Source organism: Deinococcus misasensis DSM 22328 (assembly GCF_000745915.1).
Taxonomy (GTDB): domain Bacteria; phylum Deinococcota; class Deinococci; order Deinococcales; family Deinococcaceae; genus Deinococcus_C; species Deinococcus_C misasensis.
Genome location: NZ_JQKG01000035.1, coordinates 1 through 16135, shown reverse-complemented (window position 1 = coordinate 16135; position 16135 = coordinate 1). Strand labels below are relative to the sequence as shown.

The following is a 16135-nucleotide window of genomic DNA, read 5'->3' as shown; positions in this document are numbered from 1 at the left end:
TCTCAAAGTCGCTTTGCGGGCGGTATCAGCAAAGAGAGCCATCAGCGTTCAGCCATCAGCCGTCAGCCAGAAGGAAAGTTTGCTTGATGCCTTTTGAGCTTCAAATCTGAGTGGCTTTTGTTTTGTGCCTTTGTGTGTTGCTGTTGTCACAAGCCCAAGCCTGAAGGTGAGCTTTTCGCTGATGGCTGAACGCTGACCGCTTTTTCAGTTGGCCTGCCAGAGGTCAGGCTTTGCGTTGACCTTGGAATCAACCCACTGTCACACGCAAAGTTTGCAGGCCCCTGAGGGTGAAGTTGGGCCTCCACACAAAGCTCTGGGGCAACAGTTCGAGGGTGTCAAAGCGCTGCAACAGCTTCTCAAAGACCACCCGGGCTTCCAGACGGGCAAGGCTCGCCCCGAGGCAGTAATGGTGCCCGGCAGCAAACGCCAGATGTCGGCTGGTTTCCCGGCGCACATTCAGGGTGTGGGGGTCTGCAAAAACCCTCGGGTCGCGGTTCGCTGCAGCCAGCATCAGTTGCAGTTGGGTCCCTGCTGGAACCGACATTCCGGCCACCTCCAGATCGGTTTTGACCACCCGCGAGGTCGCCTGCACCGGATTCACAAAGCGCAGCAGTTCTTCGATGGCCCCATCCAGCAACTCAGGGTGGGCACGCAAGTCTGCCAGTTGCTCGGGGTGGGTCAGCAGGGCATGCAGTCCACTGGCGATCAGGTTGGTGGTGGTTTCGTGTCCAGCCACCAGCAACAAAATGGCGTTGGACAACAGCTCCTCATGGCTGAGTTTGTCCCCTTCCAGTTCTGCGGTGGCCAGAGCGGTCATCAGGCCGGGCTGGGGGTTTTCGCGCAGGTCGTCGGCCACCTGACGGAAGTAGCGGTTCATGTCGTGCACGTCCTGCATGATGCGGGGCATCAGAACAGCCGACTGCTCTCCTCCATCCAAGAGGTGGGCGATGCTGTCGGACCACTGCCTGAAGTGCTCGGCGTCCTGTGGGTTCAGGCCCAGCATGCGCAGAATCACCGTGACCGGGAGCGGACTGGCGAGGTCTTCCAGCACCTCCATTTCCCCTTTTTCAGCCACCTGGTTCAGGATCTCCTCCACCAGAGCCTCAATCAGCGTGCGCAGTTCGGAAACCACCTTCGGGGTGAAGGCCTGACTGACCAGACCCCTCAGGCGGGTGTGGTTGGGAGGATCGCGAAAAAGCATCATGTGGTACAGGGCACGGGCAGGCTCAAACTCGGGTTTTTGCAGGTCAGACGCTGGAATGTCCATGCGTTCCACACTCACGCGGGGATCCCGCAGGAGTGCCGAAACTTCAGGGTGCCCGGTCACGAACAGGGAATTCCACTCGGGGATGTGCAAGGCCGGGCTCTGGGCACGCAAACGGTCGTAGATGGGATAAGGGTTCTGGAGGCCTTCGGGGGAAAACAGCATTTGAATGTCTTGCATGGGGGTCCTTTCAAAACAACAGGAGGGTTCTACAAGCACTACGGGCATGCAGGGCCTCTGGTTTCCAGACTGTCAGGTCCCCACTTGAAAAACCATGCTTTTTTTCAAGTGGTTTTGCAGCAAAGAAAGAATTTGTTCAGACCCTTTGCAGGCATAATGGGACCAGAGCACCCATCCTCTGGAGGCCCCATGTCTGGCACTGAACACTCCACCGCCCCGAGTCCAAGGGACATCGCACAGCAAATGCTGCTGGTGTTGCGCGAAGTGACCGGAGCCAGCTTCGTGCGCCTGAACCACCCATGGTGGGGCAACCTCAGCGTGGGACTCTTCGCAGGAGAAGACCTGCCCACCATCGACATTTACACCCCGGATGGCCTCGGGCAGGTGGTGCTGCAAGGGACACACCTCAGTCAGGTGCAACGGGATGTGCAGCAAGCACACAGCTATGCCCGCACCATCCTGAACCTGTCGCGCCTGCTGTCCAGCGAAATCCAGTTGCATGACCTGCTCCGCCAGTCTCTGGAGGTGTTGCAAGAAACCCTCAGCATGGACTTTGTGTTCCTGTTGCAGATGGACCGCGAAAACCACCACCTGCAAGAAGCATGGTTTGACCTGATGACCCCGGAGACCCAGCAAACCCTGATTCAACAGCTGACCCAGAACGACAGTCTGGCCTGGGAGGCTTTGCGTTCCGGACAGGCCCGGCACCAGAGCGAGGTGCAGGTCGCAGCCCAACCCCTTGAAGTGATGGTGCTGCCCCTGAACCTGGAGCATGGGGAAGGACGGGTGCTGGTGGTGGGCAGACAGCATGGCCGTCCCTGGAGGCCCGATGAACGCAGACTGCTGGAGTCGGTGGCCCTCGGTGTCCGCATGTTGCACAAGCAGGGCACGTACGTGCAGCACCTGCGGGACGCTGCTCTGGTCGATGCCCTGACCGGTCTGGGCAACCGCAGGGCTTTTGAGGGCGCTCTGGAGCAGGCCCTTCAAGAGGCCAGAGCACAGGGGCTTTCCCTCGGGGTGATGGTGCTGGACCTCGACGGCCTGAAAAAAGTCAACGATGAACTCGGTCATGAGCAGGGGGATGTGCTGCTGAAAACCTTTGGCGAAGCCCTCAAGCAACACCTGCGTCAAACCGATCCCGCTTACCGCCTGGGGGGCGACGAGTTTGCTGTGATCCTCAAAAAATTGCAACCGGGTCAACTGTCGATTCTGGAAACCCGCCTGAACGCCATCCGGGACACGGTGCGCCACAAAGGTTTTCAGGCCGCAGATGCCAGTGCAGGGGTGGCCTTTCTGGGCCGGGATGGGGAAACCCCGGGCGAACTCTGTCGGGTGGCAGACGAACGCATGTACGCCCAGAAAAGCATCCACAAGCAGAACCAGAGTTCCAGAGCCTCCAGCCTGATCGGTTCTTTCAGCCCACGTGTGGCATGGCAAAGCCTGCGTTCCACCCTGGAGTTGCTGTCCCACGATCAGGAGGCCAGCCCGAGGTTCTGGCGGACCCTGCTGGAGGCTGCGGTGCAAACCCTGCCCAGTGTGGAAGCAGGCTCCATGGACGTGTGGCGCGATGGTTTTTATGTGGTGGCTGCACAGGTGGGTTACTCCGATGACCTGCTGGGGTTGCACCTGAATGAAGAAGGCCAGTTGAACTGGTACGGTCAGGGCAGAGAAAACTACCTGCAAGGCAAACCCCGTTTGCTGTATGGCGCAGACATCATGCGCCATTCCAGCGCCACCCTTGAGGACAACCAGTATGCGGTGTTCACCGATGCAGGGTCGCTGTCACAGGTGAAAAGCACCTTGCTGCTGCCCATCGTGGTGGACGGTCACCCCATCGCCCACATGAACCTCGACAACCACACGGTGGAAAAAGCCTTCAGTGCAGAGGCCATGGACATGGCGCTGGATTTTTCGGCCCAGGTGACGGCCCTTCTGCTGGCCCAGCAAAGGCGGGAAATCATTGCAGAGCGGGAAAAACACATGCAGTTGCTGCAAGAATTCTGCCAGAGTTTGCCGGCCCTGGCACATGAAGCCCGCCTGCAGGCTTTGCAGCAACTGGCCATGGAATTGCTGGGCACGTCCCAGGTGTGCCTCGGTGAACATGATGCTGGACTGTTCAGTGTGCCAGTGGGCAGGCATCACCTGAATGTCACCCCCCAGAAAGGCAATGCCCTTTCCCGGAGTGGAAAAGAGCATTTGCAGCTTGCTGTGGCTCTGGTCCACGTTCAGTGGGTCAGGTAAGCCAGAATCAGTTTGGCTGTATCATCCAGAGCATCCATGTGGGTGCGCTCGTAGGCGTGACTGGCGTCCACCCCCGGCCCAATCAAGGCTGCGGGGTAATTGCCTCCGGCACGCCATGCTGCACTGGCATCCGATCCGTAATACGGATAAATGTCGATTTTCAGGGTGATGCCAGCTTTCAGGGCCGCTTCCCTTAAGCGGTTCCCGAGCCTGTGGTCATAAGGCCCCGAGGAGTCTTTCACGCAAAGGGTGCAGTGATGCTCACTTGAAGCCTGTCCTTTGCCGATGGCGGCCATGTCCACGGCCACCAGTTCGGTGGTGTCCTCGGGAATGCCGACCGACGCACCGTGCCCCACCTCCTCGTAGTTGCTGATGAAGAAGTGGACGGTGTGCTTCAGGGAAAGTTTCTGTTCCAAGACGGCTTTGGTGACACCCAAAAAGATGGCCACTGCCGCCTTGTTGTCGAGGTGACGGCTCTTGAGGTAACCCGCATCGGTCAGGACGGCTCTGGAATCCCAGGAAACAAAATCCCCAACCTGCACGCCCAGAGCCAGCGTGTCTGCTGCACTGAAGGTGCGGGCATCAAGGCGCACCTCCATGGTCTCATCGGTGCGTTTGAGGTCCCGGAGTTCCGCCCCCCAGACGTGGGTGCTCTGCTTGATGTTGACCACCGTTCCGGTGATGGCCTGCCCATCGTTCAGGTGGACTGTGCAGTATTCCCCTTCCACTGTGGCCCAGTCGTAACCGCCCAGAGCTGTGAGTTTCAGGCGACCGTTCTCTTTGATTTCCTTGACCATCGCCCCAAGGGTGTCGATGTGGGCACTGAAAGCGACCATTTTGCCCCCTTCTTCGCCTTTCAGGGTCCAGTACAGGGCCCCTTTGGGGGTGCGCTCGGGGGCGATGCCCATGTCCTCCAGCATTCCGGTCAGGACACCCATCGCCACATCCGTGAATCCTGTGGGAGAGGGGGTTTTCAGCAAAGTCAGCAATTGCTCTGCGACATAAGAAGAATCGATCATGGGGACAGCATAACCCCTGTTCGCCTGTCCCGTCAGGGGTTGGCTTTTTGGCTTATTTTCCTGAGCATCCAGAGAAAAAGCCTCCAAACAGGCGGTTTTAACGCATTTGACAGAGAAACAAGAGGTTGATGATTGAGGTCGTGTTGTTTGAAACAGAAGGATTCAAAAGAATCCTTCTGTTTCACTGTTAAACACAGCAGAAGGTCTGCCCTGAACTTCAGCGGTTGACGTTGCCCTGCGCCACCACAATGTTGGAGAACGTGGCTGTGCCAATCAGTCCTGCATCCACCTGTATGGTGGATTTCACCAGATAATCCACCCGCTTGCCCGAGGCAATGTCGGCGATCTTGCTGGCCAGATTGAGGTTCACCGGCAGGGTGAACTCGGTGGTGACGGTGGTGCTCTGGTTGGGCTCCAGACGCAAATTGGGGATGGTGGCTTTGCCAAAATTCTGACCGTCCAGCAGCAGTTCGCCATCAATGCGACGCACCTGCAAGCCAAACGCGTTGGGGTTGGTGACCCGCACATCCATCAGGAAAGTCGCCTCTCCATTGAAGGGGTTCAGGATGTTGGGGATGGTGTAGCGCACCAGTTGAAACTGTTGAACCTGAAACTCGGGGGGTTGCACGGTGGTGCGCACCACAGCACATCCAGAGGCCAATGCAGCGAAAATGCCCAGCAAAATCGGTGTTCTCAGGGTTCTGTTCATGGCTTCAGTGTAACTTGTGCGTTTTCACACGAATGAAAGGTTTCTTCACCTTCTGTTGGGAAACCTTCCAGAGCATCAGACCTCTGGTTTCTGCGTCCTTGAGCGCATTCTGGAATCAAATGTGCTCAAAAGCGGAACTTTTTCATGACACAGGACGTACACTGAATCATGTTGCTGATCGAAATTCTGGTGGTGGTCTTGCTGGCCCTGTATCTTGGGCAGCAGGTCAAGAAAAACCGCACCTTACTGCCGTTGCGCAACCGCGTCAATGCGAACCGTCACCGTCGGGGCCACCACCACAACCAGTAAACTGGGCGGCGTGATGCCATAATCCCGCAAGTCCAGCGCAAATGTTCCCTGAAACTCTGCCCGACCACCCGAGAACCGCCCTTGCCCGGCAATGGTGACTTCTCGGGTGGTTTCCCTCAGGGTGAGTTTGCCTTTCAGGGTCATGGGGGTGAAGGTCTCTTTGAGGGGTGTTTTGAGGTCGCTTCCCGTCAGGGTGAGGGTGATGTCCTTGAAGAACCGGCTTCTGAACACCATGTTTTCGGCGTGGCGGTCACGGGTGGAGTTGTCGCTGCGAAAGGCCCGTGAATCCAGCGTCAAGGTCCCAGAGAGGTTTGCAGGCTTCTCTGGATCGAGGTCCAGTTTGCCTTGCAGGGTGGAGTTGCTGCCTTCAAAGGTGTATCCGGCACTGGCCTGATAGGTGATGGTGCCTTTGTTCACCTGAAAAGACGTTGCTCCGGCCACCGAAACCAGCACCAGAAGACCTGCAGTTGCCATGCGCAAAAAGTTCATGCCTCAGCTTAAAAGCTGAGGCCATTTCCGGGTGTTGGTCGGCACACAGGTTTTACAGTGTTGATCCGTGCATTGAGAGGAGAAGGCTTTACTGCGTTGATCCGTGAAATAGGAGGCTTCAGGCGAAGCCTCTTATTTCAAAAAACCTTTTCCAGAGAGACATTCTTTTATGCTTCTGTCAAATGCCATTAAAAGTCAGGGCTTCGGCTTTGCCTCCCAGTTCATCCCAGAGGCTGAAATCGGCTCTGGCCCCCGGCTGGATGATGCCGTAATCCTGCCAACCCACCGCCAGAGCAGGGCCTCGGGTGTGCGCCCACAGGGTTTCCTCTGGGGTCAGGCGCTCCTGAGGACTGAACGGTTTCCCATCGGTCCCGAGGCGTTGTGTGGCTGCTGCAAAACTGAGTTGTGGATCCGGGTTGGCAACAGGAGCATCTGAACCGAAAGCCAGCAAGGCCCCTGCATCCTGCAAGCTCTTGACGGCGTAGGTGGTGTCTTCCAGATGGGGCACCAGTTCACGCACCAGTCTTGCGTCTCCGATCAGGTGGACGGGTTGCATGGAAGCGGTCACCTGCAGGTCTGCAAAACGCTGGATGTCTGCACGGCTCAGGTGCTGGGCGTGTTCAAGACGCAAACGCAGCCCTTTTTGGTCTGCCAGAGGTTTCAATTCGCTGTACAGGTCCAGCAAGGTGCGGTTGGCCTGATCGCCAATGGCGTGCACGGTGGGGATGAAGCCGTATTGCAAGGCTTTTTCGGCACGCTCACGGATCAACTCGGGCTGGTCCAGAATCATTGGGGTGGCCTGGGGGTTCTGGTACCCCGGAGACAGCATCCACGCGGTCTGGCTTCCGAGGGCTCCATCCAGAAAGAACTTCACGCCACCCAGTTTCACCCGGTCTCCCAATCCACCGTACAACCCGAGTTGCACCGCATGGTCCAGTTCGGTGTGGGGGATGCAGGCCCAGACGCGCAACGGCAGTTCACCGTTCTGCTCAAGGTGCATCAGTGCACGCAGGTCATCGGCAGGCTCAAACGCCATGGTGTGCACCGCGGTGTAACCGAAATTTCGCAGGGTCTGGACCGCCAGACGGGCAGCATCCACCGTTTCTTCCCATGTGGGTGTGGGCAAACTGCTGCTGACCAGTTCGGTGGCAGCTTCCAGCAAGTAACCCGTCAAGTCACCCTCTGACCTGACCAGTTCCCCTCCCTCTGGATCGGGGGTGGCATGGGTCAGGCCTGCCAGTTCAAGGGCTTTGCTGTTGGCCCATGCACTGTGCAAGTCCCGGGAGTACAAGAGCACAGGACGGTCTACAACCACCTCATCCAAAAGGGCTCTGGTGGGATAATCCGTCAGGCCCAGTTCAGTGACCGTGTACCCTCCGCCCACAATCCAGCCTTCGGGTTTGCGAGAAGCATAAGCCTGCAGTTTCTGCTGCACCTCCTCTACCGAAGTGCTGCCCTCCAGATCCAGTTGTGAAAGCCGGAAACCATACCGCACCAGATGGATGTGGGCATCGGTGAGGCCCGGTGTGAGGATCTTTCCAGAGTGGTCCAGCACCTCTGCAGAAGGCATCATGGCCTGCATCTCTGGCAGGCTTCCCACCCCCTGAACGCGGCCTTGCACGACCAGCACAGCTTCAGCATGGGGTTTTTGAGGGTCCTGGGTGAGCACGTTTGCCTGAACAATGTACGCCATGCACGAAGCATAACAATTCTGAGAACCGCTCCCACAGGCAAATTGGCGTATCTGTGTCCTTCTTCCGTTTCCTCACGTCCAACACTCATCAAAGCTCGGCATACTGAAAACGTGAAACTGACCCGCCGCCAATTCATGCAACGCAGCGCCCTTGCTGTGTCTGGCGCACTCGGGCTCGGGGGGTACAGTTATGCGCGGTCCCGCACGTTCGTGGTGAACCAGCACAATGTGCCCATTGAAGGGTTGCAATCTCCGGTCAAACTGGCCCACCTGACCGACTTGCACTACAGCAACCTGATCCCCCTGCAGCAAATCGAACAGTGGGTGGAGGCCACCCTGCAGCAAAAACCGGATGTGATTGTGATCACCGGAGATTTCATCACCGCCCATGAAGAACCCGACAACCTGCAAGATCTGGTGGATGTGCTGGGTCAACTCAAAGCCCCTCTGGGGGTGTATGGGGTGTGGGGAAACCACGATTACGCCCTGATCCCCGAGCGCCTGATGGAATTTGAACGCATGCTGCGGGACAGGGGCATCCGCCTGCTCAACAATGCTGCTGTGCAACTCCGCCCGGACCTGCAACTGGCTGGACTGGACGATTACTGGCGGGGCATTCCAGACCTGAACGCTGCACTGCAAAACCTCAAACAAGACATCGGCATCGTCCTGATGAGCCACAACCCCGACATCCTGCCAGAGGTCCCTGAATGGGTGGATTTGACCCTCTCTGGTCACACCCATGGCGGCCAAATCAGGTTGCCTTTGCTGGGGGCCATCCATGTGCCCAGCAAGTATGGCAACCGTTTCTCACAGGGTTTTGTCTCTGGGCCAGCCAGAGGTTTTGTGTCCAGAGGTCTGGGTGTGACCGCCCTGCCCATCCGTTTCCTTTGCGATGCCGAACTGGTCATGTTAAATTTGCAACCAGTGTGATTTGCTGTGACAGATAGCTCCATCGAACTGGTTCCTTACTCTGAAACCTCCCCTCACCTGAAAGCAGGCGTGCGGGTTTATGCCCTGACCTGGGGCTACGACGACAAACCCTCCCTGAAATTCTTCCGTGAATACACCCGCAAAGAGGGTTTTCTGGGCGTGGTGGCTCTGGAGCATGGCGAAGTGGTCGCCATTGCCTTTGGGGTCAAAAGCGTGCCGGGCAACTGGTGGCACGACAAGGTGGCCCTGCACCTGGGAGAGCACCATGCCGCCCTGAAAGATGCATGGGTGCTGGTGGAAATCGCCGTGCTGCCCAGTTACCGGGGGCAGGGCATCGGGCAGCACATGATCGATTACCTGACCACCCGACAACCCTACTCAAACCTGTTGCTGTCCACCCAGACCACCAACTTCGGGGCCAGACGGCTGTACGAGAAGCTCGGGTGGTCTTACCTGCATGACGGCATCCAGTTCTATTCGGACAACCCGACCCGGTTTGTGATCATGCACCGTCCCAGAGTGCAGAAATTGTAGTTTTCAGGTGGGCTGAAGAAGGCAAAAGAACGTGCTTTGATCATGGAACCCTGATGGTATCACCCAACAAAAAGAGGGCGAGTTGACCTCACCCTCTGGCTTGCGTTTTTGTGCTATTCCTGCACTGGAACGATTTCTTTGCGGTCCGGCAACTGTGAGAGCACCATCGCCAGCACAATCAAAGCCCCTCCAGAGATGCCCCGGTAACCCAGCGTTTCTCCGGCCCAGAAGAAAGCAAAAATGCTGGCCGTGACGGGCTCCAGAGCATAAATGATCGCAGCCTCCACAGCGGTCACAAATTTCTGTCCGAACACCTGAAGCATGGTGGTCAGTGCGGTGGCGGCAATGCCCAGATAGATCAGAGGAGCCATGGCTTTCGGATCGATGCTGAGATAACTCTGGAAATCCTGCACTGTGCTGGTTTTCAGGGCTCCTTCGATGCCAGACCAACCCCAGCCAATCAGGACCACCGCCAGAATTTGAATGGCGGTCAGGGGCATCACGTCGTGGCGGCTTGCAGTGCGTTCCAGATAGATGATGTATCCGGCATAAGTGAGGGCACACCCGAGGGTCCACACATCCCCGATGGCAAAACTGCCCCCCTCCCATGAAATCAGACCAATGCCAAGAGCACACAGGGCCACTGAAATCCACACACCCGGCGAAATCTTGCGACCGGTCATCACGGCCAGACCGATGGGCACCAGAATCACGTTCAGTCCGGTGATGAAGGCAGCCCGATTCGCAGAAATGGTCTGCAATCCAATCGCCTGTGTGATGTATCCCGCTCCAAGCCAGGCCCCCAGAATCAGGCCATCGCGCCAGAGCTTCTTGTTGGTTTTGCGCAAGAAGAACAACAGGGGCAGCATCGCAATGCTGAACCTCCACGCGATGAAACTGGAGGTGGGCATGTGCTCGGTGGCTTCCTTCACCAGAGAAAACGTGCTCCCCCAGAAAGCCGTGACCAGCAACAACAACAAAATTCCCACCGTGTGCATCGACATGATGGGTATCCTAACAAGGGAGGGCTCTGGATAAGCCAGATGGCGTAGGGCAGATGGGGGCTTCACCCCGCCGAGGGCCGAGAGCACAGAGCCGAGAGCAATACATCCAGAAAATGGTCAAGGGAAACATTTGTAGGGGCGTAGCGGGCAAGTTCACCACATGTTGGTGAACTGTTCTGCACAAGAAGCGTTCAAGGAGACCAAGACACGGTCTCCTGTTCTGCACAAGAAAGGTGCCACTCCCTGCATTGCTTTAGCAAAAGCCCTTTTGGCCCTCGGCGGAGTGAAGCCCCCATCTGCCATAATGTCTCCCATGCATTACCGCATTGGATACGGAGAAGACGCCCACCGTCTGGAGGCCGGGCGCACCCTGACCCTCGGGGGAATTGTGATTCCAGAGAGTCCTGTGGGGGCCGTGGCCCACAGCGATGGGGACGCCATTTTGCACGCTGTTGCGGATGCCTTGCTCTCAGGTCTGGCCCTTGGAGACATCGGGCAGTACTTTCCAGACACCGACCCTGAGCACAAAGGGCTCGACAGCAAAGTGATTTTGCAGCACACGTTGAATCTGGTGCGCCAGAGGGGATACAGCCCGGTGAATGTTGCTCTGGTGGTCACGTTGGACAAACCCAAACTCGGACCGCTTCGTGCAGAAATTGCCCGTTCGGTGGCCCAACTGCTGAACCTCCCCGAGTCTGAAGTGGGGGTGTCTTTCAAGACCAGCGAAGGTCTGGCCTTGCAGCATGTGCAAACCCGCGTGACCGTGCTGCTGGAGCAAAAAGCATGATCCATGTGGTGCTCTTTGAACCGGAAAACCCCGGCAATGTGGGCAACATCATGCGGACCTGCGCGGTGCTCGGGGTGAAACTGCACATGATTCGGCCTTTCGGCTTTCGCCTGATCGATCCGCAGTACAAGCGGGCCGTGATGGATTACAGCCAGCATGTGGAGTGGCAGGAGCACGCAGACTGGGAGACCTTCAGGTCCACCGTTCCAGAGGGGGCAAGGCTGTTTGCTTTCACCACCAAAACGGACCGGGTGTACACCCATGTCGAGTATCAGGATGGGGACTTTCTGGTGTTCGGCCCGGAGTCCAGAGGCTTGCCCGAGTGGATCCGCACCTCCATTGAACCGGTCACCATTCCGATGCCCGGTCAGGGCCGGAGTTTGAACCTGTCGGTCTCGGTGGGGATTGCAGCTTTTGAAGTCTTACGGCAAATGAACAACAACTGGCACTAAGCAACAAAAAGCACCCCCAGGTTGGGGGTGCTTTTGTGTTCGAATCAACGGAAGTTGCTGAAGGTCAGGGTGTGATCCGAGACCACAGCAAACACGCTGCATCCAGCCAGAGAGTTCTGGTCTGCTTCGACACGACCAGAGATGGAAGCAATGTTGTTTCCGTTTGAAGTGACGGTGTCGAAAGCATCGCGTCCAAAGGAGAATTTGACTTCTTTGGTGCTGTCCAGAGTGTACTCAAAGCCACCCACAATGACGGTTTTTTGGGAGGCATTGCCTTCCAGAGGGTTGGGGCTCTGGGTGGTTTCGGGGCCGGTCTCACTGTTGACGTTTCTCACCGAAACTTTGACATCTTTCAGGCTGATCTTGAAGGCATCGGGGGGATTCAAGCAGCCCGTCAATTGCACTTTGTCGATTTTGATCACCAGTTCGGTCAGGTCTGGAGCTGCACCCTGAATGGGCATGGCAGACTTGTCAAAATCTGCAAAAGGATCGGTCTGGTAGGAAGCACTTGCACCCACAGCCAGTTGTTGCAAGGCATCGGTGGCAATTTTGGCCCCATCGAGTTGCATGGGGTTGTTTTCAAATTTCTGAGGTGGAATCAGGGCCAGAGGGTTACAACTGGCCAGCACGCCGGTCAGGGCCACAAGAGCGAACCACTTGCTGTTTTTCATAAACTGCCTCCTTGATTGCGAACAGCTTCATGTTATCAGTTTCTCACGACCCAGACATGAAATCCTGTCACAAGAGGCGGCTCAGAGGTTCCATCCGCCCGAAACCTCCAGCACCTGCCCGGTGATGTACTCTGGCCCATCAATGAAGGTCCATACCGCCGACACCAGTTCTTCCAGAGAACCGTCCCGTCCGGCAGGGACTTCTGAGAGGGGTTTGGTGACGCTGGTTTCGATGATGCCCGGACTGACCACATTCACGGTGATGCCGTGTTTGATCTCGGTTTTGGCGAGGCTTTTGGAGAGGATGATCACGCCGGTTTTCGCAATGGCATAAGCGGTGTTTCCGGGCCTTGCCAGCACATTTTGCGCCCCGGCATACCCGAGGTTCACAATCCGACCGTGTTTTTGTTCCCGCATGAGGGGAACGGCAGTCCGGCAGGTGTAGAAGGTGCTGTTCAGGTTGCTGTCCAGCATGTCATGCCAGTCTTCAAGGGTGTTGTCGAGGAGGGGCCTGAACACGTAATTGCCCACGTTGTTCACCAACACAGACAGGTTCCCGAGAAATTGATGGGCTTCTTGGACCAGTTTTTCGGCTTCCTGCGGCTTGGTGAGGTCTGCTTGCAGGGCCACGCATTGGACACCCAGAGCCCGGATGTCTCTGGCGGTCTGCTCGGCTTTCTCTTTGCTGCTCCGGTAGTGGATGGCCACATCGAAGCCTTCAGCAGCCAGTTTCAGGGCAATGGCCCGACCAATCCCTGAAGCACTGCCCGTCACGAGAGCACCTTGACCGCGGCTCACCTTGCCACCTCTTGCAGGGCTTCTGCTGCGTCCAGCAGTTTCAGGGTGAAGCTGTTGAGGGGATGGGTGCGGGCTTCTTGCAAAGTCACCCATGCATGTTGCAGGATTTCTTCGTTGTAGACCACCTCTGATTGGTTGGTCTTTGCCACGAAATCCATCAGGATCATGTGGCTTTCTTTGAAGAACTCTGGGCTGAGGATGGCTTCCTGCACATGCACAAAATGCACGTCAAAAAGCTCTAGACCCACCTCTTCCAGAAACTCACGTTTGACGGCAGAAACGGCGTCTTCTCCCCACTCCACTTTGCCACCGGGAACGCCCCACAAGCCACGCCATTTGGTGGTCTGAACAATCAAAAATTTCTGGCTGGGGCCTTGCACCAACGCCCCCACGCACACCAAAGGTCGCTCCATGGTTACCTCTTTCAGGATGTTTTGAGAAACTGCACGGTGATCCACTCGCGGTAAAGTTGCAAAAGCAGCAAAATGCCTCCCTGCACATACAGGCAATACACGTACCACAAAGGTTGGCCCACCGCAATGCAAAACCCAGCCATCAGAAGCTGGGTGGCGAGGCCCATGTTCATGCTGAAATCCAGCACCCTCGGGGTGTGGTAAATCAAATCGGCATCCTTGAGTTGATCCGGGCGGGCATTCCGGGTGATCCTTTTGAAACGCCCATCGTTCCAGCCTTTGATCAGGCGGTCCTGAGGGGCAAAAACCACGTTGTAGAAGCCTTTCATCAGGGCCAGAATGGTCGGGTTGTCGTTGGTCTGGTCCGGAGAGGCCCGGAAAGTGTTGCCTCTGGAACGCTGGTGGGCCGCCTCCCATTGAAAATCAATGGTCCCAATCAAGGCCAGAAGCACCCAGCCCAGAAACGCATGCACCCATGCCCCCGAGTAAGCCCCAATCGCAACAAACAGGGCGGTGTTCACCACAAAATCCATGTTGGTGTCCAGATAACGCCCGGTTTCGCTGGTCTGCCCGGTGGCTCGGGCGAGTTGACCGTCTGCACCGTCCAGAACCGTTTTGATTTGCAGCAAAAAAGCAGGCCAGAGGGTCTGGCCTTGCGGAATCAGGGCCACCGCATACAGCCCCAGAAAAGTGTGAAACATCACCAGCATGGGCGGGGTCACCCGGGTTCGGGAGAGCGGCAACACAATCAGGTGGGCCAGAGGCCGGAAGATGTATTTGCTGCAAAACTCAAACCTCGGGCGGGGTTTGACACTTTTCTGATAAAAGCTGTCCACGGGTCCAATTTAACAGTTTGCCCATGGTTTGTTTATGGCGTGTCTTGCAATGTTGGGGGGGTTCAGGGCTCGGCAAGCCTTGCCCTGTTGCCGAGGGCTGAGAGCCGAGGGCCGAGGGCATGAGGCTGTACGTCCAGGAAATCGTCAAGAGGATTGTGTAGGGGCGAGGCGTGCCTCGCCCTGAAAGCATAAGCCAAAGCTTTCTTTTGCCCTCGGCTCTCGGCCCTGTGCCCTCGGCTCCTCACCAGCTCTGATGCACCAGAGCCCGAATCTTCCGGTCGTAAATCTCCTGCACCTTCTGCATGGTTTCAGCAGAAAGCTCTGGGAGGTCTGCAGCCAGAGCGTTGCTTTCGGCCTGCTGGGGGTTTTTGGCTCCGGGGATCGCGCAGGTCACTTCTGGGAACATGGTGATCCAGCGCAGGGCAAACTGGGCAAGGGTCATGCCCTCGGGTTGGATGGCTTTCAGTTCTTCGACGGCGTCCAGAGCCACGTCGTAATCCACGCCAGAGAAGGTTTCCCCTTTGTCGAAAGCTTCGCCATTGCGGTTGAAGTTGCGGTGGTCATCGGCCTCGAACTGGGATTGACGGCTCATTTTTCCAGTGAGGAGGCCACTGGCCAGAGGCACACGGGCCAGAATGCCCACCTGATGTTCTCTGGCAGCAGCAAAAAACTGCTCGGCAGGTTTCAGGCGGAACATGTTGAAAATGATTTGCACCGACTGGACCCCCTCGTACTGGATGCCGGTCAGGGCCTCCTGCACGGTTTCCACGGAGATTCCGTAATGGCGGATCATTCCGGCCTTCTTGATGTCTTCCAGAGCCGAAAACACCTCGTCTGAGGCGTACACATCTGGATGGGGACAGTGCAGTTGCAGCAGGTCGATGGTGTCCACCTCCAGGTTTTTCAGGGAACGGCCAATCCAGCTTTCCAGATTGGCTCTGGTGTAGCCTTCCAAAGTCTGTTTTTCAAGGCGTCTGCCTGCTTTGGTGGCCACATAAAAAGGCTCGGAGCGCTCTTTGCGAAGTCTGGCAATCAGTCGTTCGCTGTGCCCATCTCCGTACACATCTGCGGTGTCAATGAAGTTCACCCCAAGGTCGAGGGCTTTGTGCAGGGCTTTCAGGCTCTCCTGATCGTCCACTTGTCCCCACGTTCCGCCGATGGCCCACGCGCCAAAAGAGAGGGTTGAGACGTTGTATCCGGTTCTGCCAAGGGTGCGGTATTGCATGGTTGTTCTCCTTGAGGGTGGGGTTTGTCTTTTCATGCTGCGCTGAAAGGATTTTCAGGACTGTAGAACACTAGACAGAAAGGGGTTTTCAGGGCTCGGCAAGCCTTGCCATGTAGCCGAGAGCCCTGTAGGGGCTACGCGTGCGTCGCCCTTGCCGAGAGCCGAGAGCCTCGTGTGGTACGAACAAAACATTGTCAAGGGTGTCTGTAACCCTAAAAGCTCTAGCCAAAGCCTTTTTGCCCTAGTGCATGATCACGAAAGAGGTTGTGCAAGGGGCTCCAATTTTGGACACGCATAATAAGCGCAGACCCGAGACTCCAATTCCTTCGCCGAAAGCAAGCCCTGAGCAGGTATCACCGCCCGTTTGCCATGTAGCCATTTCGGTTCGATGGGATTCAGCCAGGGGCTTCTTTTCGGCAGCAAACCACTCAAAATCCGCACTCCACCTGATGCTTTTGCCTCACGGTTGTACTGCTTGATCCAGAAGATGACCTGTTTGCTGATATGCCAACTGGCGTTGTCCCACACCAGCAACAAAGCCTTTTTACCCTGCTTGCCCAGTTCCTGAGTGACCCACT

General features: G+C 56.9%; 18 protein-coding genes. 6 read left to right on the top strand and 12 right to left on the bottom strand.

From position 1 onward, the window contains the following. Window positions 1-247: 247 nt before the first annotated feature. Window positions 248-1444, bottom strand: a complete 1197-nt coding sequence (locus Q371_RS17705) for a cytochrome P450 (RefSeq protein ID WP_034342789.1) — start codon at window positions 1442-1444, stop codon at window positions 248-250. 189 nt (window positions 1445-1633) lie between these two features. Here Q371_RS17705 and Q371_RS25950 point away from each other — a divergent pair, with 189 nt between their 5' ends. Beyond that, window positions 1634-3685, top strand: a complete 2052-nt coding sequence (locus Q371_RS25950) for a GGDEF domain-containing protein (protein ID WP_051964717.1) — start codon at window positions 1634-1636, stop codon at window positions 3683-3685. On the opposite strand, the gene Q371_RS17695 is transcribed toward Q371_RS25950, so the two are convergent. Further along, window positions 3670-4704, bottom strand: coding sequence for a M42 family metallopeptidase (locus tag Q371_RS17695; protein WP_034342786.1), 1035 nt, complete (start codon window positions 4702-4704; stop codon window positions 3670-3672). The two genes, Q371_RS25950 and Q371_RS17695, sit on opposite strands and share 16 nt — an antisense overlap. Window positions 4705-4921: 217 nt before the next feature. Further along, a complete protein-coding gene (locus Q371_RS17690; protein ID WP_034342783.1) occupies window positions 4922-5413 on the bottom strand; it encodes an LEA/WHy family protein in 492 nt (163 codons plus the stop codon). Window positions 5414-5581: 168 nt separating this feature from the next. Between Q371_RS17690 and Q371_RS27165 the strand changes: the two genes are divergently transcribed. After that, window positions 5582-5722 (top strand): hypothetical protein, encoded by a 141-nt coding sequence (locus Q371_RS27165; protein WP_157442786.1) that lies wholly within the window; start codon window positions 5582-5584, stop codon window positions 5720-5722. On the opposite strand, the gene Q371_RS25945 is transcribed toward Q371_RS27165, so the two are convergent. Next, the gene (locus tag Q371_RS25945; RefSeq protein ID WP_051964715.1) at window positions 5657-6211 is read right to left on the bottom strand and encodes a YceI family protein; all 555 of its coding nucleotides are present in this window, start codon (window positions 6209-6211) and stop codon (window positions 5657-5659) included. The two genes, Q371_RS27165 and Q371_RS25945, sit on opposite strands and share 66 nt — an antisense overlap. 178 nt (window positions 6212-6389) lie before the next feature. Then, window positions 6390-7904 carry an amidohydrolase gene (locus tag Q371_RS17680; protein ID WP_034342781.1) on the bottom strand — a complete coding sequence of 505 codons (1515 nt, stop codon included), beginning with the start codon at window positions 7902-7904 and terminating at the stop codon, window positions 6390-6392. Window positions 7905-8015: 111 nt separating this feature from the next. On the opposite strand from Q371_RS17680, the gene Q371_RS17675 reads away from it, so the two are divergent. Together Q371_RS17675 and Q371_RS25940 are read left to right on the top strand one after the other, a co-directional pair. Next, window positions 8016-8837, top strand: a complete 822-nt coding sequence (locus tag Q371_RS17675; RefSeq protein ID WP_051964713.1) for a metallophosphoesterase — start codon at window positions 8016-8018, stop codon at window positions 8835-8837. A gap of 6 nt (window positions 8838-8843) precedes the next feature. Further along, window positions 8844-9371 (top strand): GNAT family N-acetyltransferase, encoded by a 528-nt coding sequence (locus tag Q371_RS25940; RefSeq protein ID WP_051964711.1) that lies wholly within the window; start codon window positions 8844-8846, stop codon window positions 9369-9371. A gap of 113 nt (window positions 9372-9484) precedes the next feature. On the opposite strand, the gene Q371_RS17665 is transcribed toward Q371_RS25940, so the two are convergent. Beyond that, window positions 9485-10375 (bottom strand): DMT family transporter, encoded by an 891-nt coding sequence (locus tag Q371_RS17665; RefSeq protein ID WP_034342778.1) that lies wholly within the window; start codon window positions 10373-10375, stop codon window positions 9485-9487. A gap of 304 nt (window positions 10376-10679) precedes the next feature. On the opposite strand from Q371_RS17665, the gene ispF reads away from it, so the two are divergent. Together ispF and Q371_RS17655 are read left to right on the top strand one after the other, a co-directional pair. Further along, window positions 10680-11162: a 2-C-methyl-D-erythritol 2,4-cyclodiphosphate synthase gene (gene ispF / locus Q371_RS17660; protein ID WP_034342831.1), complete on the top strand. Its 483-nt coding sequence runs from the start codon at window positions 10680-10682 to the stop codon at window positions 11160-11162. Then, window positions 11159-11614, top strand: coding sequence for a tRNA (cytidine(34)-2'-O)-methyltransferase (locus Q371_RS17655; protein ID WP_034342775.1), 456 nt, complete (start codon window positions 11159-11161; stop codon window positions 11612-11614). The genes ispF and Q371_RS17655 overlap by 4 nt, the downstream gene beginning before the upstream one ends. A gap of 44 nt (window positions 11615-11658) precedes the next feature. Here Q371_RS17655 and Q371_RS17650 read toward each other — a convergent pair whose 3' ends face one another. The 6 genes from Q371_RS17650 to Q371_RS17625 all read right to left on the bottom strand — a co-directional run. After that, window positions 11659-12285, bottom strand: a complete 627-nt coding sequence (locus Q371_RS17650; protein WP_034342772.1) for a hypothetical protein — start codon at window positions 12283-12285, stop codon at window positions 11659-11661. A gap of 81 nt (window positions 12286-12366) precedes the next feature. Continuing rightward, the gene (gene tmpR, locus Q371_RS17645) at window positions 12367-13083 is read right to left on the bottom strand and encodes a bifunctional dihydropteridine reductase/dihydrofolate reductase TmpR (protein WP_034342769.1); all 717 of its coding nucleotides are present in this window, start codon (window positions 13081-13083) and stop codon (window positions 12367-12369) included. Then, window positions 13080-13496: an NUDIX domain-containing protein gene (locus Q371_RS17640; RefSeq protein WP_034342766.1), complete on the bottom strand. Its 417-nt coding sequence runs from the start codon at window positions 13494-13496 to the stop codon at window positions 13080-13082. Before Q371_RS17640 ends, tmpR begins: the two co-directional genes overlap by 4 nt. 11 nt (window positions 13497-13507) lie before the next feature. Beyond that, a complete protein-coding gene (locus Q371_RS17635) occupies window positions 13508-14332 on the bottom strand; it encodes a CDP-alcohol phosphatidyltransferase family protein (protein WP_034342763.1) in 825 nt (274 codons plus the stop codon). Window positions 14333-14573: 241 nt separating this feature from the next. Continuing rightward, a complete protein-coding gene (locus Q371_RS17630; RefSeq protein WP_034342760.1) occupies window positions 14574-15557 on the bottom strand; it encodes an aldo/keto reductase in 984 nt (327 codons plus the stop codon). Between the two features lie 252 nt (window positions 15558-15809). After that, the coding region (locus Q371_RS17625; RefSeq protein ID WP_034339278.1) for a transposase at window positions 15810-16135 on the bottom strand (326 nt) is incomplete at its 5' end.